We start from the raw sequence: 18,719 nt of genomic DNA on the forward strand, positions 1-18,719 counted from the left end.
TGAGTTTAAATGTGAGGAAAATCAAACTACTAGCTTTGATATTAATTAGTTTGGCAATAGTATTGTGGTTTAATTTGCGTTCCTCAACACCCTCAATACCGACTGTTGTATCTTCACCACCAAAAACTATCCGCTACTTCGAGCGTATTTTGCCTCAAAGCATAGCTCACATCCTGTTAATTCCAGCTAATAGCAAATTTTTGGTAACTCCTGCATTATCAGAGAAGGTAGCCACTGTAGAGGAATTTGCCCAGAAGCATCAAGCCGTAGCTATTTTGAACGCAGGCTTTTTTGACCCAGTTAACCAAAAATCTACATCCTATGTTGTGATACAAGGGAAGTTACTAGCTGACCCTAAGCAAAACGAGCGGCTGGTGAACAATCCCAACTTAAAATCTTACCTGCGTCAAATATTCAATCGCACAGAATTCCGCCGCTACTTATGTGGGCAAACAATCAGCTATTCGATTGCCCTACACAGTCAGTTACCACCAGCAGGTTGTCAGTTAGTCGATGCTATAGGGGCAGGCCCACGGCTGTTACCAGAACTGATGTTAGTACAAGAGGGTTTTGTGGATAATGCCAATAAACGAGATGCACTTGGTAGCAACCAACCCAATGCCAGAACTGCCGTAGGTATCACCCATGATGGCAGTGTTGTTTTAGTTATGGTGGCTCAAAAATCCTCGGCTCCCGCGAACTCTGGGGTGTCGTTGCCAGCATTAGCTGATTTTATGAAAACTCTTGGTGCTGATAAAGCGATGAACCTAGATGGAGGGAGTTCATCTTCGCTTTATTACAAGGGCAAAACCTTTTACGGGAAGGTTGATTTGGAGGGAAATCCTATCAAGCGTCCGGTGAAGTCGGTTTTGCTGGTTCAGGAAAACTAGTATTGAACAGTATCATTGCAGCGATTGTCCTTTGTTTGGGCTACACCTATCCACTGGTAGATTTTTGCCATAACAGCAATCCCGCGATCGCAATTGAGTCACAATGATAATAGGCAATCATTGAAGGTGCTATCATGCTTCGTCTACCTCAAATTATTCGGAACTTGTTCCTTCGTTTGGAAGGCTTGTTTGGTGTTTTATTCCAAAGTTTTTCTAATCTTATCGGAAATTTCTTTGGTTTTTTTGCCAAGCTTTTCGGATTTACTAGCTCTGGTTATTTCTTGGAATCTAATGAGCCACAAGCCATAAAGCAAGCTTCAGTGAAACAGCCAATTGAAAAAAATCAGGATAACACTGCTAAAATTCCCACCACTAACCGCCGTCATCCTAATACCAAAATTGACGACTATTACCTCAACATGGCTCGTGATGTGAAAAAGAACTAACAAAAACCATCAAATTGGAAGTTGATTTTAGTAATGCCTAGACGCAAAGCGGTGAAGCAGCGCAAGAACAGGGGAGCGACTGCTTTTAGCGAGTCAGACGCTTTGCGAACGCTATCGAGCGTCACCCGAAGGGCTTGTCGTTAAACATCGCCTACCGTGGATGCTTCGCACGATCGCACTCCAATTTTTTATCTCATAATTTTGTATATAATTTAGAAAATAAGCACAATTCTAGTTATATGCCTAGCTCTTGCATTTATTGGTAGCGCATGAGCATAGTATCAGTTTGTTCAAAAATTGCTGTCGCCTGCACTCGTATAATGTCAGGGCACTTTTGGGAAAAATCATCCAGCCACAATTAACGGATTTGGATGTGCGTAAGCGTAGCCCGCCGCAGGTATTAGCCTGAGCGTGCACCGTACCCCTGCGGGGAAGCAAGCTACGCCGAGCGTCTCGTAGAGAAGGGCATCGCAACTTTAATAAAATCAAATCCAGTTTGAGGCTAGAGAAGAGCTAGAGAGATTCTTGAGATTGAATATTTACTTGATTTTTAACTTACCAAATCAACCAAGGCATTGCTCCGAAAACGGACTATAGATGAAACTGAGCAGCCGCGATAATTCTCAGAGGTGAAGACTGATAGTGTGATATTAGCTTGACCAGGATCTAAAATGCGTTTTACCTTGCAGGTTTGCATTTTGTTGTTGCAGTAAGCAATAATGCGATCGCCAGCCTTGACATCCAACGCTTGAATTTTCAATTAATACCAACCTTGCCGGGAATTTGCTTAGTTAAAGGAAAAATATATTGCTACATTTCACTTGCTTAACATATAGCAATGTTATTTCAGTGTAACACAAAAAATCAGGTTTTTAATACTATCAATTTAATATTGATAATGTCAAGTTTATTTATGCTCAAAACACTATTAAATGCTGGATTTTCAGAAAAATAAGCATAAAATCCCGATCTTCGCGCAGCGTCTTGGTCGGAGCCTCTGTTGAACTAGGGACTAGTACCGCAAGGCGGAAGTCAAAAGTCACTTGTACTGAGCGTAGTCGGAGTAAAAGTCAAAAGAACTATATTCCAAGCTCTTGCACCATTTGAAATTGGTATGTTTATTTACGCCGTACTGTACTAGGGATTGGGAAGATTTGAAAAATCCAGACGGTGGGAAACCTCAGCTCCAACTTTTCTGGAGTTAAAGGAACATCTTCACTCTAAATTTTTTCGAGTCCAGATTTTTTCTGATGATGTTTTTGTTACAATTATTAAAATTTTTACTTAAAAATACCACTATGGCTTTATATGCTGAATTACATAGACACCTGGGCGGTTCCGTCGTACCGCGAGTTTTATGGCGATATTTTGAGCGGCATTCTTCGGAGTTGATTTCCCGATTTGCTGACTATTCAGAATTTGAAGATTTTTATACCCGCCCACGGAACACCCTAGACGAGTATCTAGAATTACACACTCTGGTAGAAAGTGTGCAAACTGTCGAGACTTTGCCTTACTTTATCTATCGCTTGGTGCGGGGTGCTTACATATTTGAAAATTTGGCTTATCTGGAACTGCGCTACACCCCCTATTTACGGACACCTGAGCATCTGAATCAATCACAGAGAATTGACAAAATGGCAGAAATTGTGCAAGTAGTAGGACTTGCCAGCCACCAGCCAGAATATCCGATTGTTAGTAGTCAAATTCTCTGTATGCACACGCGCCTACCCTATGAGGTGAACAAGGCGATTGTTGATTTAGCGGCCCAAAATAAACAGTATGTCTGTGCAGTAGATGTAGCCGGAGGTGATAGCTATTACGCCGATCGCTTAGAAGAATGGATTAGCTTATATGATTATGCGCGATCGCTGGGCATTAACACCACGGGACATCTATATGAAACCACTGCTGGTTGTTATCCAGAACTGTTACCCTACTTGATGCGGATTGGTCACGGCATTCAAATTCCCCTACTGTATCCAGAGTTACTTAATGATGTGGCTAAACGCGGACAATGTTTAGAGGTTTGTCCGACAACTTACCTAAAAACTGGTACTTTGCAAGATATACGTCAACTCCAATTAGTTTTTGATCGTTGTTTTGATGCTGGGGTCGATATCGCTATTTGTACTGACAATGCTGGATTACACAATGTGCGTCTACCGTTTGAGTATGAAAATCTCTTGACTTACAACATTATTAGTTTTGAACAACTACAAGCTTGTCAAGATGCGGCTTTCCGTCATGCTTTTGCTTGGCCTTACAGTCAACCTCCCGCATCGTTGTTAAACGGTTTGCTGAAACCTGAACCACCTAAAGTTTTGGCAATAAGGGATACTAATTAACGACCACCTTCCGACTGTGATTGTAGGTGTTGGCGATGCCCTTCTCTACGAGACGCTCGGCGTAGCTTGCTTCCCCGCAGGGGTACGGCACAGGCTCAGGGTAAGACCTACGGCGGGCTGCGCCTACGACGCGCACATCAACAATTGTAAAACCTGGTTAACCCCATTGCAAACGGGTCTTTAAGTCATGGACATCAGCAACTAAATTATTACTCATAAGCTTTTCCTGCTTATAACCCAATACAGTTCAGTTAAGCATTTCTTGCTTATCTTCCTTCTCTTCCTTTGCGTCCTTTGCAGTTCGTTAAAAAAATTGACTTTGACAAAGAGTTTTAGCCTTAACCCAAGCGTATTGGCTTATAACCTCACAAGCAATTTATCAAAAATCGGCTTTTAATTGAGTTTTCTTGACAATTAAGCAAAATTTCTCATAAATTCGCCTCCTCATCTCCCACCCGGCGGAAAGCTAAAGCTACATCTTCCCCAATCTTTTTTTTTCAATGCCTGAAGTTTGAATTTTGAATTGATTTCTCCCCTCCACTCCCCTGCCCCCAGAAGCTATAAACTATAATTTATGGCATCTACTATTCAAGCTCTACCAATAGAAGTCGTATATCTCATTACAGCTGGTGAGGTAATCGACTCTTTAGCTTCTGTGGTGCGGGAATTGGTAGAAAATTCCCTAGACGCAGGTGCAACGCGAATTGTGGTTTCTCTATGGCCGCAGCAATGGCGAATTCGTGTGGCAGATAATGGTTGTGGAATGAACCTAGATGATTTGCAACAAGCAGCCACAGCCCACAGTACCAGTAAAATTCGTTCTAGTGCCGATTTATGGAAAATTAACAGTTTAGGGTTTCGTGGTGAGGCGTTGCACAGTTTGACGACTCTGGCAGATTTGGAAATTTTGAGTCGTCCTGTGGGTGGAAAATTAGGATGGCGGATTAGCTATGGCGATGGCGGGGAAGTTGTGCAAGTTGAAGTAACTGCGATCGCACCTGGTACAGTGGTTACAGTTTCCCATCTTTTCGGCAATTGCTCATCTCGTCGTCAGGGATTACCCACAACAGCACAGCAAATGAAAGCGGTGCAAGCCACAATTCAACAAATTGCCCTATGTCATCCCCACGTCACCTGGCAGATTTGGCAAAATGACCGTCAATGGTTCACCATCTGTCCTGCCGCCACAACTGGGCAGCTGCTACCGCAGATTTTACGGCAAGTGCGACAAGGTGACTTGCAAGAAGTGAAATTAGAACTCTCCAACCCGCTAAACTCCTGTACAGACGCGATTAATCGGGTCTCTCCTCACTCCTCACTAAATTTAGTGGTAGGATTACCCGATCGCTGTCATCGTCATCGTCCAGATTGGGTACGTGTAGCCATTAACGGACGGATGGTTAAAACACCGGAACTAGAGCAAACGATATTATCAGCATTTCATAGAACATTACCACGCGATCGCTATCCAATTTGTTTCCTACATCTTGCCATTTCTCCCGATCAAATTAACTGGAATCGTAATCCAGCAAAAACAGAAATTTACCTGAACGAAATCATTTATTGGCAAGAGCAAATTACCCAAGCAATTAACCAAGCACTCAGCATCTCTTCTAGCAATCTCAAAGAAGCTGTCCACACAACACGAGTTAGTAAATTACTCAAAGCCGCAGAAGCCAAAGGCAGCTACAATTTCAATCCTCAAAATCCCAACGAAGATTACAAAACTCCTAATTCTTGTACAGACGCGATTAATCGCGTTTCCAACTCCTTGAAAGCTGTCGCTCAAGTTAGCAACACCTATATTGTGGCGGAACATTCAGGTGGGATGTGGTTAGTAGAACAGCACATTGCCCATGAGCGAGTTTTGTATGAGCAATTATGCGATGATTGGCAACTAGTTTCTGTTGAACCGCCAATCATTCTTTATCAATTGTCGCCAGCGCAAGTATCGCAATTACAACGTATTGGTCTAGAAATAGAACCCTTTGGCGAACAACTTTGGGCAGTCCGTAACATCCCCGCACCTTTGCAGCCGCGAGACGATTGTGCAGAAGCAATTTTAGAACTTAGTTGGGGAGGCGATTTACAAACAGCCCAAGTAGCCGTCGCCTGTCGCAGTGCCATTCGTAATGGTACACCGATGAATCAACAAGAAATGCAGACACTTTTAGATAATTGGCAACGCACTCGTAACCCCCGCACCTGTCCTCACGGACGCCCAATTTATCTATCCTTAGAAGAATCAGCTTTAGCCCGGTTTTTCCGACGTAATTGGGTAATTGGTAAAAGTCATGGAATTTGATGTTTTTGGTAACACATTATAATAGGTGTAAAGATGGAAACCACAACTAAAAAAGCAGCCTTATTGAAAGCAATCTATGAGCGAATAGAACAAGTTTCTGAAGATACTTTAGAAGATGTTTTAGAAATATTAGATATTCGTCAAAGCGAAGAAAAAGATATTAAAGATACACTTGCTGAGTTAAAAGATGCAAAAGTAAACGGCAAAGTATCTTGGGAACAGTACAAGCAAGAATTGAAATCGGAACTCTACCCTAACTCTTTCAGATTTTACGCCAATACTAAAACTCCACTAACTTTTAGGAAGTGGAGTAATTAATGTTAGACTATCAGCAACAATGAATCATCGCTAAAATTGCTATTTGACTGCACAAGCGAAATTAGTCTACAGCTTTCTTAATTTCGTCTTTAATGTTTTCTACAGTGTGAGTAACTTGGGCTTCAGCTTGCTTTGCTTGTCCTTCAGCTTTATCTTGTGGATTACCGGTTATTTCACCCACAACCTCTTGGATTTTTCCTTCAATATTTTTTGCAGTAGCTTCTACTCTTTTTTCGGCAGTCATGGTTTTTATTTCCACCTTGTAGTTGATTCAGCTATTAGACTTATCCGGAAATGAGAACTTTATTTGGCTGAAACCTAGCTCTGGAGAGGGTTTTAGAGGTTCCTGTTTTATATAAGCTAAAAAGCCAGCTATGTAAGGGTTTCAGCTATTTTGAGGTTTATTTGTGGATAAGTCTATTAGATAAACTAACAATAGTATATTGTTTTTTACTTCTATCAACCGACCGAATAATCGGGTAAATTATCTTAACCTAAGATAGATGCGGGATGCCATAGAAGGACGCGATATCAAAAAAGTATGAATACATCATAAATAAAATTAATTTATATTAAAAAAATAACTTTTCCCCAAATGAATGAACTATAAGTCAAAGCAAATTTTCAATAAAAGGAAAGTAAGGGAGTGCCAACAAAACGTCAAAAAAATGTCTGGAGGAGTGAGATTAATGACATCATTCGGGGTGCTTGTGGAGGTTTTTTATTTGGCATACCTTTGCTGTACACAATGGAGGTTTGGTGGATTGGATCACTGGCAAAACCACAATTGATGATGATGGCGATCGCATTGATGTTCACTGTGGTTTACTTTCTGAATCAGATAGAAGGCTTTCGGGAACGCAGATATACCTGGCTAGCTGATCAAGCCGCAATGGATACTGTAGAAGCGATCGCGATCGGACTAGCTTGCTCTACCTTTGTGCTGCTACTATTGCGAGAATTGACACCAGAAACTCCCCTAAAGGAATCTTTAGGTAAAATCATCTTTGAAAGTGTGCCCTTCGCTATCGGTGTAGCATTAGCTAACCAGTTGTTGGGAGATACTAGAAACAGCAATGCAGAAGGACAAGCAACCGATCAGGCAAACAACACAACCCAGAACCAAGGGGATGAGTTACAGGCCACCTTCGCCGATTTGAGTGCAACTCTGATTGGTGCAACTGTAATTGCATTTAACATTGCTCCAACAGATGAAATTCCGATGCTAGCAGCCGCAGCCTCGCCACCTTGGCAGTTGGCAATGATCGTTACATCTTTGCTGATTTCTTATGGCATTGTATTTCAGGCAGGCTTTTCTGACCAGCAAAAGCGTAAACAGCAAAAGGGAATTTTCCAACGACCATCGAGCGAAACCATTATATCCTACCTAGTATCACTGCTAGCAGGCGTTTTTATGCTGTGGTTCTTTCAAAAATTAACTTTTAGCGACCCCTGGACAATGTGGTTAGATCACACATTGATGCTGGGCTTACCTGCAACTATTGGCGGTGCAGCTGGCAGGTTAGCAATATGACTAAAACAGAACAACAACCAAAGCGCTCAATGGCTGAGTGGGTAACATTTAGCGTCGCCTCACTGATCCTAGCAATCATTGTGAGTCTGGTGGGCTACACTTGGCTGAATGAAAAAAATCAACCTCCCATGCTTTCTGTCACCAAAAAACAAACAATTCGGAAGATTGATGGACAATTTTATGTTCCCTTTGAAGTTGTGAATAGTGGAGGAGATACAGCTGAGTCAGTTCAGATAATGGCTGAGTTACTGATTAATGGCAAAGTTACAGAAACAGGAGAGCAACAGATCGACTTTTTATCTAGTGGCGAAAGTGAAGAAGGCGCATTTATATTCAGCCAGAACCCGCGCCAAGGTCAGTTAAATCTGCGTGTTAGTAGCTATAAATTGCCATAGAAAAAATTTAAAACTGCACACCAACGCGGACTAACATATATACATGTTGCAGGGAATATAGGTTATTTGTAGGGGCACACAGTTAGCTATGCGCCCCTAGAACGTAATTACTAGACATCTCCGAGAATGTAGAGACGCGAAATTTCACGTCTCTACAAGGGTTCTAGATAACGCATATTTAATTTCACCAGATGTCTACTAATTACCAACAACAGGCAAAGATATATAATTGCTGACACGCAGTAGTTTAAGCTTTAACTTTGGCTTTTGACCAGACACCATTTTCATCTTCATCATATTGCTGGTGAACAGTCTCCCAAGCAGCTTGTTCAGCCGTAAATTCGTCACTTTTCTGATCGAGTACAGCATTATAGCGCTCAATGAATGTACTCTGAGCTTCATCAGAAAGATGAGCGCGAACTTCAGGAGACAAGTCCTCTGGACTATTGCACTGTCCAGAACAAGAACGAGCCAGAGTTTTCTCAATCGTATGAATTTCTTCGCCACCAGCACTTTCGAGCAGCAATTGAAATTCGCCAGCGCGATCGCTCGGAACTTCTGCCATCACGAAAAATTCCCCAGCTTGTAAGCGGGTTTGGTAGATAGCCGCTTTATCTTCTGGCATCCCTAAAGTAGTTAGAACCGATACTAAACCGGCACCTGCACTACCTGCGATCGCTCCACTAGCAGCCCCCAACAGTACTGCACCTATGGGCCCTGCTGCCACTATTGGGCCGACAAACGGAATAAACAATACGCCTACACCCGTGAGCAAACTGAGAAAGGAACCAAACAAGGAACCAAAAACTGCCCCTGTTCTCAAACCTCCCAGAATCACATCTTTTTTACTAATAAAGCCAGCTATTCTCGTTTCTGACTGGAAGTTTCTGCCCATAACCGAAATATGATCTCTAGGCACACCCCTGTCTAATAAACGTCGAATCACATCATCAATTTGCTTCTGATCTTTGAATACAGCAGAAATAGTACGTTCTGCTTTATATACTTCTGGCACTTAACTAATCCTGGTATTATGTTCTTTTTGCAATGAATATCGTGAATAGGTAGATGCACGCAGATTAATCCTTTCACGCCAGTTGAGGGAGAAATCAATCCTCCCTCAACTGGTTTGACACTCAGCTATCCTCTACTCAGACGTTATTAGCTACACACCTACAGGTGTCTTAGCCTCTGATGCTGGCTTTCTACCATCGGGGTCTAGTGCTTCCCCTTCAATAAATGAACGCAGCATCCAAGCTATCTCTTCATGCTGTTCTAGCAGTCCAGTTAAAAAGTCAGCAGTTCCCTGATCGTGGAACTTTTCACCAGACTGATCCACATGGTCTCTTAAGTTACGAATAACTTGCTCGTGATCATCAACTAGATTAGCTACCATCCCTGTTGCTGTCGGAACACTACCAGCATGTTCCTTGAGGGTAGCAATCTTGAGAAATCCTTCCAATGAGCCAACTGGGAAACCGCCCAAAGCACGAACCCGCTCTGCCAAAGCATCAATATTTAGAGTCAGCTTTTGGTAGTGTTCTTCCCAAAGCTGGTGCAAAGAGCGGAACTGAGGGCCAACGACATCCCAGTGGTACTTTTTGGTTTTCACCAACAGTAGATAGGCATCTGCCAAATCTTGATTCAACAGATTAATTACACTTTGACGCTGTTCTTCTGTCAAACCAATGTTTATCGAACGCATTGTTTTCCATCCCTAAGCAAACTTATTTACTAATTTATCAAATTTCCCACATAATCCACATCAACCAAAGGAAATATTAAGAGTTTAAATTAATTATCACATTACATAATTATACCTATGCCATAATAGGTAGTATTAAGCCAATAATTTAGTAATTAGCGAACTTTATTAATTTTTTGAGCTACAAATATATATTAAATATAATTATCAATCAAGAAATCTGTAATCAAAACTACAGCAGATTTCAAGGAAGGTGAAGTACACAACGATTCGTCTCAAAGCCAAGTATAAAGCCTATTTTACTGGGAATATCCAAATTTTGCCACAACATGTTTGTCATTGCCAACGAGACGCTCTGCGAACGCTCCACTAGGTTGCGTACCCTGCGGCAACGCCAAGGGCGAACGCAATCACAATTTATTACCTGGGTTTGATATTACTTATACATTAGACATCTGGTGAAATTAAATATGCCTTATCTATAACCCTTGTAAAGACGCGAAATTTCGCATCTCTACATTCTTTTTCGGAGATGTCTATTTGAGATGCTCACGTTTTACTTCTGTTAGCGCAGCGGGGCGTAGCCCATTCTGACTCCTGAATTCTGAATTCTGCTGTATCTAAACGCAGTTTCATCAAAAATGCTCAGGGTCAACATAATTTTATACTTAAACCACATCTATTTTGAGAACCATAGTTTTAAAAGTAGTGGGAGCATCTTGCTGCCCGCACTACTCCAGGTATCAAAATAGACGAGGTTTAATTGAAGTTGCCAGCTTAAGATTACTAATCAGCAATGGGTCACTGCTTTTACGCAATCACCCATTACTACCGAAAAATTACCAAGGTATTAACTCTGTTATTTACCTGTAACTTTGTCCAAAAAATTCTTTAGATTTTCTTCCGTAGATGTTGCACTCTGTGAATTTTCAGGACGCTTTTGCTTGTCAATATCAGCATCTCCCTGAACCTCATTTAGTCCTTTGTTGGACTCGTCTTGAACCTGTTTCAATCCTTGTGGTGGTTCTTTCGCGGCTTCGTCAGTTTTGCGCTGAATGTCAAGCAGTTGTGTAGTACCTTCGGTAGGGTCACTTTGGTAGCTATCGATTGCAAAAGCAGGAAAAGCATTAGATAGCAATATTAAGGCACAAGTAAAAGCTACAACTAGAAAACGTACTGGACGGAAGATAGATAAAACCGAAGCAATAATCTTCATTTGAAATCCTCGATAACAGTTTTAACAACGCAGAACTTTCACTAAAAGGGCGGAAGCTCATAACTTTATTTGGCAAACTTGAGCAATAATAAAACTAACAAGCTGCGCTTAAATCTGGAAGTTCTTCAGAAACGAACCTGACGAAGAAATTGCCTTTGTATTTCTGCATCGAATTAGTCAGGTATAATAATCAAATACCACCTTAATTCTTTAGCAAAAGAACTACATCTTATACTGACATTTTTCTTTTCCGGTTCTCTGTTTCTACTTTTACTTTGAAAAGGCTAACGTCTGCATCAATCTCTAGAATGAACTTTCCTAAATCTTTAATTGCAATAAAATCAGTCTCTAGGTATATCGACTTAATATAGTCTTAGTAGATTAATAGCTCTATTATTTATGTTTAGTTCGCTCGACTTTATCCAATTAAATAGTTTTAATGACTATGCACATTAGAGGATATTTGTAAAGTATCACTTTCTCTAAATATCCCCTTTAACCCATTTTTAAGGGGAGGGGTAAATAAATCTTTCCTTTAAACTTGATAAGTCTGCTTTATTACCTCTTCGATTGAACTTAGGCGATGAAACATTTCTATTAGTTCATGGGATCTTGTTTTTCGCTTCGCCAGCAGCACTTTTAACGGCGTTAAATAATCAACATCTGGGTCATTTCCCAAGGCAACCTCGGCTGCTTGCAAGACTTTTGTCGCATTGCCAAAGATAGCCTCGTTGTCAAACCCTTCTTTTGCAGAAAGTTGATGTAATGCTGCATCGGGTACAGTTGCTCTACCTCGCAAGGTTTCATCTAACACCAAACCTTTGAATAATGTCAGCAAAGCTGCATAGATGAAAAAATCATCACAACTATCACAAGCTTTAAATTCAATGCGTCCCACTTCAGCCGGAATGCGGGCAATTTTTGTCAAGGAAGGTATGCTATTAATCAGTTGTTCCTGTTCCTGAATAAAAACCAGAACTGCTGGTCTTTTTCCGGTTCTGATAAACGTTCGTACCGATAGCCCATCCCATAAACCTCCGTTATAAAAAGGGGAACTATAACTAAAAGGGACGATATAGGGGCTGTAATAAGTTAACTTTCTGCCAATATCAATCACATCTTCAGTAGACATATTTGCCACTGAAATATTTAAATCTGGCCCGTATGTCACCATGTGAATATTAGCAGTTTGTTCGTCAGGATAAGCCTGTAGCTGTTTGATTTCATAATCGTTTAATGGGGGTTGAGGTTCAAAAACCGGATTGTAGGGATTAAAACTGACTAAAACTGGTGATAAATCAAAGTTAGCAGCAACCTCACGTAGCAAGTGAAAACTTTCTGATAATTCAGTAATAGCGCCTTGAATATCTGAATGTATAGTTGTTCTAATTTCAATACCTTTGGCATGACAATCTATCACCTTGTCGGAATCAGCAAATCTTTCAAATCCCTCAATATACCATCTCTTCATCTTAATACCCGCATCCCCGACTCGTAGTTGAGGATAGTCACTGGGGTATATAGGTAGCCTTTCAATAATTTGATTGAAATCAGCAAATTTTGTGTGGGTAAAATCAGCAAACTTTCCTTTTTTGTTGAGGAAAGCAACTTCATGCTCAATACCAAAGAAAAACATTATTTATACCTTAATTGTTTATTGAAGTATGTGCGTAGCCATTTATGGAGGATAAGTTTAATTAGAAAAATTCTCAAGATTACTCTCAGATGGATTTTACCCCAAGACCGACTGTTGCGATTTGAAAACCTCTCTAGTTTATTTTTCTCTGCTGCCCCCACTATCTTCATAGTCACTGGGTAGGGTAGCTTAGTAGTGACTGAGGAAAGCTTGAGACGTGAGTTTATGACAAGTACCGTTCAATCCCCCTACAGCAGCGAACAGATTGCCGCTTGGTTGCGTGGACTGCTCACCATTGCTTGGGCAGATGGTAATTTTGATGCTCAAGAACAGGAATTAATTGCCAGTATCACCAAAGATGAATTAGCTCCTAAGATTAAATGCGAGTCACTAGAGGTAATTACGCCAGAAGAATTAGCCGCAGTGTTGGGTAAAGGTACGCTAGCTGCGGAAAATTTCTTAAGGACAGCGATAATGGTAGCGATCGCAGATGGTACTTATTCTCCCAGTGAAGATCAGGTTTTGCAACAGTTCTGCCAAGTCTTGGAACAGCCGGAGAATTTACTCCAAGCCCTTCGCCACACCCTAGAACGCCCACAGCAAATTACCCCGACGATCCCCGGCTCTAGACTTACAAAGCGGCAAATTAATGCATTACACCCCCTGCGTGACTGGCTGGATAGGCTAGATATCCAAGACCCAAGAGTAGCCCGCTTTTTGTGTAAAATGATTCCCTCCCAGTGTCCCTTTGAGCGGGATGTCACCCTATTTGGACGCAAGATTGTCCACATCCCGCCGATGTGTAAAGTTAACCCGTTGTATGAGCAGCTGGTGGGCTTACGTTTCCGCGCCCTCTCCTATTTGGCAGATAAATGCGGTGAAGATGTTTCACCATATATTTAGTTAAAGTGATAGAGTGAGGAGTTATAGTTTTTAACTCCTAATTCCTAACTCCTCACTTTTGACTATTATTTAAGTATGCAATTTATCGACCAAGCAGAAATTGAAGTTGAAGCCGGTAAGGGCGGCGATGGTATTGTCGCCTTCCGGCGGGAGAAGTACGTGCCGACTGGTGGCCCCTCTGGTGGTAATGGGGGACGAGGCGGTTCGGTATTTTTCCTTGCCGATGAAAATCTGCAAACCTTGTTGGATTTCAGATACAATCATCGCTTTCAGGCAGAAAAAGGTACTCGTGGCGGCCCTAGTAACTGTACTGGGGCAGGAGGAAAGGATTTGATCATCGAAGTTCCCTGCGGTACGACCATTTATGATGCTGAAACTGGCGAATTGTTAGGGGATTTAATTGAGCCTAAGCAGACTTTGCGGATTGCCCAAGGTGGTAAAGGCGGATTGGGAAATCAGCATTTCTTGAGTAACCGTAACCGCGCCCCAGAATACGCCCTTCCAGGATTACCAGGAGAAATAAAGCAGCTGCGCCTGGAATTAAAACTTTTGGCAGAAGTGGGGATTATTGGCTTACCAAATGCTGGTAAATCCACTCTAATTTCTTCTTTATCAGCTGCACGTCCAAAAATCGCAGACTACCCCTTTACTACCCTGATCCCAAATTTGGGTGTAGTGCGGAAACCTACTGGCGATGGTACTGTTTTCGCCGATATTCCCGGACTAATTGAGGGAGCAGCCCACGGGGCAGGGCTGGGACATGATTTCTTGCGCCATATCGAGCGCACGCGAGTGCTACTTCACTTGATTGATGCTACTAGTGATGATGTGGTTAGAGACTATAGCATAATTAAGCAAGAATTACAAGCTTATGGACAGGGTTTAGCAGAACGTCCGCAAATTTTGGCGCTGAACAAAATTGACGCAGTTGATCGGGAAACAGTGGATTTGGAGGCGTTAGCTACCCAACTTAATCATCTCTCCTACGCCCCGGTTTTTGTGATTTCAGCCGTTACCCGCACCGGGTTAGAGCCGATGTTACAGGAAATTTGGGGAATTCTTGACCAAATGAAGGTTCCTGAAGAAGTGGAGGTATTTAGATAATTACTAATTCGTAATTCATAATGGCCCAAGTTTTCAATCTGGCGTTTTTAAACGTGGGTGACTGAAGATTATTGCCTGTTTTCTTTGAATCACGGTAGGAAAGCTCTTAAAATTACGAATTATGTTGACAGATGCTGAATCAGGGGAATGTTAATCACAAACTCAGCGCCTTGTCCTGGCTGCGAAATACATTCTAAGGAGCCACCATGTCTTTCTGTAATGATCTGGTAGCTGATGGCAAGTCCCATCCCCGTACCTTTGCCGATGGGCTTGGTGGTAAAGAAGGGGTCAAATAGTTGTTTTTTAACATCTTCTGGTATTCCCAATCCATTATCGATAATCCTAATTATTACCTGATTTGGCTTTAGTAGTTGGGTACAAATGCGAATTGTCGAAATTGGGCATTGGGCATTGGGCATTGGGCACTTGTACTCAGCGTTGCCGTTGGCGCAGCCCCTCGTAGAGAAGTATTGGGCATTGGGAATTGGGTATTGGGTATTGGGTATTGGGTATTGGTTATTCCCCTTATCTCCCTCTTCTAAAGCATCGATCGCATTTGACAAAATATTCATGAATACTTGGTTTAGCTGCCCAGCGTAACATTCAACCAGTGGTAATTGGCCGTATTCTTTGATTATTTCAATTGTCGAGCGCTGGTCATTAGCCTTGAGGCGGCTTTGCAAAATCATCAGAGTGCTGTCGATTCCTTCATGGATATCAACAGCTTTCATTTCGGCTTCATCTAAGCGCGAAAAAGTTCGCAGGGAAAGCACAATCTCCCGAATGCGGTCTGCCCCAACGTTCATCGAGTTTAGTATTTGTGGCAAGTCTGACTTCAGAAAGTCTAGTTCGATTAGTTCTGCAAAATCCTCAATTTCTGGCACAGGTTGAGGATAATGACTTTGGTAGAGTTGCAAAAGTGCAAGTAAATCTTGGGTGTATTCTTTGGCAGGGTTGAGGTTGCCATAGATAAAATTGACCGGGTTGTTGATTTCGTGTGCCACTCCTGCGACTAGTTGACCTAAGCTGGACATCTTTTCACTTTGAATTAACTGAGTCTGGGTGTGTTGAAGTTCGCGGAGTGTTTCTTTGAGGTCTTGGGCTTGTTGTCGAAGTTGGGCTTCCGACTTTAGCAGGGCTTCCTTGGCTTGTTTGCGTTCTGTAATGTCCCTAGCAACAGCTACCTGACAGAAAGGCTCTCCTGTTTCAGGATGTTTAACCATAAACAGGCTGCAATCAGTGGGAATTTCTATACCTGTTTGAAAATGTCTATGGCGAAACTCGCCTTGCCAAAAACCATGTTGAGATATTAAAGGAATAATTTGCTCTATCAACTCTGCAAAAGCTTCTGGCGAATGAAAATCATCCATAGACTTGGTTTTGGCTGCTTCCAGGCTACTAATTCCCACCATTTTGAGTCCGGCAGGGTTCACATGCAGAATTTGCCCTGACATTGAAGCAATGCCAATAAAGTCGCTGCTGTTTTCAATCAACGCTACAAATTTTTGCTGTTCCTCTTCAGCTCGTTTGCGTTCTGTGATTTCTAACACCATTGAGGCAACGCCAATAACTTGGCCATCAGGAGCTACTAACGGGTTGTTATACCACTCACAGACCATCGTCCTGCCATCTTTAGTGACATTCTCGTTGACACTAAAACTTCCTCCACGTTGGCTTAACAGGGCACTGATAATCTCATTTACGTGTTTTCTAGCGTTTTCAGGTACTATGATCTCAAAAGGATTTCCCAGCATTTCCTCTGTGGTGTATCCAAAGATTCTTTCTGCTGCCCGATTCCATGTCTCAACCTGAAAATTGGTATTCCATTCAATAATTGCTAAAGGTGTTTGTTCAATCACCAACGCCAGTCTTTGCTGTGAAGCCCTAAGTTCTGCCTCTGCTTGCTTGTATTCGCTAATGTCGCGAAAATACCAAATCCTACCGTAATAATCTCCTGAAGATGATATCTCACCACAAGCCCCTTGCTCTTTACACACGGGTGCAGAATAGCGCTCAAAAATCTTTCCAGATTTCAGGAAAATTTCATCACGGCTGCTTTCTTGTGGATGCTGGTAAAGATACTCCACCTTAGCCAGAAATTCGTCTGGATTGATTAGTTGGTCTAGTACCCATCCCAGGAGTTGGCGATCGTCGCGTGTTTGGAGCAGTGCCGCAGGAATTTGCCATAGCTGAGAGAATTTATGATTGGATGATTCAATCGTACGATTTTGATTAATAATCAGAATTCCGTCGATAGAAGCTTCTTGTTGAGCTTGCAGTAAAGCATTAATGCGGTGTAGGTCTGACTCTACTTGCTGGTCTGGTTTTTTCAGGGTTTCCCGAAGTGCCTCACTCTTTTGCATGAGTTCAGTAAAATCAGTAACTCTACCAGTCACACCCAGAACTTTCCCGGCTTCATTCTGTAAAATGATGTCTCGAATACTACCTACCAAAAATTTATTACCAGTCTCATCCTCAAAGCAAGACTTTTTTGTAGAGATGAGATGGGCTATACCCTGAGCATCGGTAAAAAGATCCTGGTTTTCATTAGTAATATTTGCGGTGAAAACCAGTTCATCTTTTTGTCGGAATACATCAGCTTCTGCTTGAAGAAAAAAATCATAGTCTGACTTGCCAATTAATTCTTCTCGGCTATGACCGACGAAATCACAGTAGGCATCGTTAAGTAATACCCAACGATGTTGACGGTCTTTGACAAAAATTGGATCACAGATGCTATTGATCATTTCATGCAGAAACGCTAGGGAGAAGTTTTGCTGCTCCGTGTTTTGTTTTTGCGCGGGGTTATCTAAGAATCTAGGATGGTTCATACCCGAATTTATCTCTAAAATTGAGCTAAACAGCTTTTATTTAGCTCCGTGTGGGTCAGCATGAATAATATTTATTATTCCCTGAATAAATACGGTTGCAACAACTAAAGCAATCTCTAACTTTTGGTGTTTCCAGGGGACTGGGGACTAGAAAGATTTTGTTCTCTGCGGGAACAAAGACGCACTAGCGATGCCTGCGGTGGTCACTGAGCTTGCCGTACCCCAGCTACGCGCAGGGTCTTGTAGAGAAGTGCGGGCTGTTCGGCGTCGCATTCATCAACTGTGGCGCGGCTTTTTTTGATTAGCATGATTGATACAAATGCTTAAAAGCCTTGCTTGCTCGTAAAAAAACGGAGTTAAACTAGAACCACAGGGTAACAATCAGAAGAATATTATGATGAGCGATCGCGACTATACATTAATCATTGACAAAAGCGGTAGTATGTCCACACCCGACCAAGTGGGTGGTAGAAGTAGATGGGAGATCGCCCAAGAGTCTACTCTCGCCTTGGCAAGAAAGGCCGAACAGTTTGACCCCGATGGGATCACTGTTTACTTGTTTTCCGGTAGATTTAAACGCTACGATGATGTCACTTCAGCCAAAGTCGCACAGATATTTCTCGAAAATGACCCTTCTGGGACGACAAACTTAGCAGGTGTACTTCAGGATGCCCTAAATAATTACTTTCAACGCAAAGCTGCCCGTAAAAGCAAGCCAAACGGAGAGACAATTTTAGTCATTACTGATGGTGAACCAGACGATCGCAAAGCTGTGTTTGAAGTGATCATTCATGCTACTCGCCAGATGGAACGTGATGAAGAATTAGGAATTTCGATCATTCAAGTCGGTTCAGATGCCCAAGCAACTAAGTTCCTCAAAGCTTTGGATGACCAGTTGCAAAGTGTCGGCGCTAAATTTGATATTTGCGATACCGTCACTTTAGACGACTTAGAAGAAATGAGCCTTGTAGATGTATTGACGAACGCAATCACTGACTAATGTGTTAATCACCCATAGTCCAATAAGCAATTTTAGATTTTAAATTTTGGATTGAAGGATTCAAAATTAAAACCTGGTTTAAGAGCAA

17 protein-coding genes are annotated in these 18,719 nt (G+C 42.0%); 10 read left to right on the plus strand and 7 right to left on the minus strand.

The genetic code is table 11. From position 1 onward, the window contains the following. Positions 1-11 precede the first annotated feature (11 nt). Both PUQ00_RS15970 and PUQ00_RS15975 read left to right on the plus strand, forming a co-directional pair. The gene (locus PUQ00_RS15970) at positions 12-890 is read left to right on the plus strand and encodes a phosphodiester glycosidase family protein (protein WP_300418368.1); all 879 of its coding nucleotides are present in this window, start codon (positions 12-14) and stop codon (positions 888-890) included. Positions 891-1,024: 134 nt separating this feature from the next. After that, on the plus strand, positions 1,025-1,336 hold the full coding sequence (locus tag PUQ00_RS15975) for a threonine dehydratase (protein WP_300418371.1): 312 nt from the start codon (positions 1,025-1,027) through the stop codon (positions 1,334-1,336). A 550-nt stretch (positions 1,337-1,886) separates the two neighbouring features. Here the strand turns inward: PUQ00_RS15975 and PUQ00_RS15980 are convergent. Continuing rightward, positions 1,887-2,096, minus strand: coding sequence for a hypothetical protein (locus PUQ00_RS15980; protein ID WP_292834571.1), 210 nt, complete (start codon positions 2,094-2,096; stop codon positions 1,887-1,889). A gap of 538 nt (positions 2,097-2,634) precedes the next feature. Between PUQ00_RS15980 and PUQ00_RS15985 the strand changes: the two genes are divergently transcribed. From PUQ00_RS15985 to PUQ00_RS15995, 3 genes are all read left to right on the plus strand, one after another. Further along, positions 2,635-3,684, plus strand: a complete 1,050-nt coding sequence (locus PUQ00_RS15985) for an adenosine deaminase (protein ID WP_300418376.1) — start codon at positions 2,635-2,637, stop codon at positions 3,682-3,684. Positions 3,685-4,258: 574 nt separating this feature from the next. Then, positions 4,259-5,989 (plus strand): DNA mismatch repair endonuclease MutL, encoded by a 1,731-nt coding sequence (gene mutL, locus PUQ00_RS15990; protein WP_300418378.1) that lies wholly within the window; start codon positions 4,259-4,261, stop codon positions 5,987-5,989. A gap of 33 nt (positions 5,990-6,022) precedes the next feature. After that, a complete protein-coding gene (locus PUQ00_RS15995; protein WP_335029471.1) occupies positions 6,023-6,307 on the plus strand; it encodes a hypothetical protein in 285 nt (94 codons plus the stop codon). Positions 6,308-6,368: 61 nt separating this feature from the next. On the opposite strand, the gene PUQ00_RS16000 is transcribed toward PUQ00_RS15995, so the two are convergent. Next, positions 6,369-6,551: a CsbD family protein gene (locus PUQ00_RS16000; protein ID WP_300418380.1), complete on the minus strand. Its 183-nt coding sequence runs from the start codon at positions 6,549-6,551 to the stop codon at positions 6,369-6,371. Positions 6,552-6,953: 402 nt separating this feature from the next. Here PUQ00_RS16000 and PUQ00_RS16005 point away from each other — a divergent pair, with 402 nt between their 5' ends. Further along, the gene (locus PUQ00_RS16005) at positions 6,954-7,841 is read left to right on the plus strand and encodes a TIGR02587 family membrane protein (RefSeq protein ID WP_300418382.1); all 888 of its coding nucleotides are present in this window, start codon (positions 6,954-6,956) and stop codon (positions 7,839-7,841) included. Then, complete coding sequence (locus PUQ00_RS16010; protein ID WP_300418384.1) at positions 7,838-8,236, plus strand: TIGR02588 family protein; 399 nt, start codon at positions 7,838-7,840, stop codon at positions 8,234-8,236. Before PUQ00_RS16005 ends, PUQ00_RS16010 begins: the two co-directional genes overlap by 4 nt. 247 nt (positions 8,237-8,483) lie before the next feature. Here PUQ00_RS16010 and PUQ00_RS16015 read toward each other — a convergent pair whose 3' ends face one another. The 4 genes from PUQ00_RS16015 to PUQ00_RS16030 all read right to left on the minus strand — a co-directional run bounded on the left by PUQ00_RS16015 (position 8,484) and on the right by PUQ00_RS16030 (position 12,793). After that, a complete protein-coding gene (locus PUQ00_RS16015; RefSeq protein WP_300418386.1) occupies positions 8,484-9,251 on the minus strand; it encodes a ChaB family protein in 768 nt (255 codons plus the stop codon). Positions 9,252-9,401: 150 nt separating this feature from the next. After that, positions 9,402-9,941, minus strand: coding sequence for a Dps family protein (locus PUQ00_RS16020; protein WP_300418388.1), 540 nt, complete (start codon positions 9,939-9,941; stop codon positions 9,402-9,404). An 859-nt stretch (positions 9,942-10,800) separates the two neighbouring features. Next, on the minus strand, positions 10,801-11,157 hold the full coding sequence (locus PUQ00_RS16025; protein ID WP_300418391.1) for a hypothetical protein: 357 nt from the start codon (positions 11,155-11,157) through the stop codon (positions 10,801-10,803). Positions 11,158-11,692: 535 nt separating this feature from the next. Further along, positions 11,693-12,793, minus strand: a complete 1,101-nt coding sequence (locus PUQ00_RS16030) for a glutamate--cysteine ligase (RefSeq protein WP_300418393.1) — start codon at positions 12,791-12,793, stop codon at positions 11,693-11,695. A gap of 225 nt (positions 12,794-13,018) precedes the next feature. Here PUQ00_RS16030 and PUQ00_RS16035 point away from each other — a divergent pair, with 225 nt between their 5' ends. Next, positions 13,019-13,696 (plus strand): Mo-dependent nitrogenase C-terminal domain-containing protein, encoded by a 678-nt coding sequence (locus PUQ00_RS16035; RefSeq protein ID WP_300418397.1) that lies wholly within the window; start codon positions 13,019-13,021, stop codon positions 13,694-13,696. A 75-nt stretch (positions 13,697-13,771) separates the two neighbouring features. Continuing rightward, positions 13,772-14,800, plus strand: coding sequence for a GTPase ObgE (gene obgE / locus PUQ00_RS16040; protein ID WP_300418400.1), 1,029 nt, complete (start codon positions 13,772-13,774; stop codon positions 14,798-14,800). A 119-nt stretch (positions 14,801-14,919) separates the two neighbouring features. Here the strand turns inward: obgE and PUQ00_RS16045 are convergent, their stop codons facing one another. Next, positions 14,920-17,631, minus strand: coding sequence for a PAS domain S-box protein (locus tag PUQ00_RS16045; RefSeq protein ID WP_300418403.1), 2,712 nt, complete (start codon positions 17,629-17,631; stop codon positions 14,920-14,922). A 394-nt stretch (positions 17,632-18,025) separates the two neighbouring features. Here PUQ00_RS16045 and PUQ00_RS16050 point away from each other — a divergent pair, with 394 nt between their 5' ends. After that, complete coding sequence (locus PUQ00_RS16050) at positions 18,026-18,631, plus strand: VWA domain-containing protein (RefSeq protein ID WP_300418405.1); 606 nt, start codon at positions 18,026-18,028, stop codon at positions 18,629-18,631. Positions 18,632-18,719 lie beyond the last annotated feature (88 nt).

Origin of the sequence: Nostoc sp. S13 (genome assembly GCF_029379315.1) — a bacterium.
In the GTDB taxonomy this organism is placed as follows: domain Bacteria; phylum Cyanobacteriota; class Cyanobacteriia; order Cyanobacteriales; family Nostocaceae; genus Nostoc.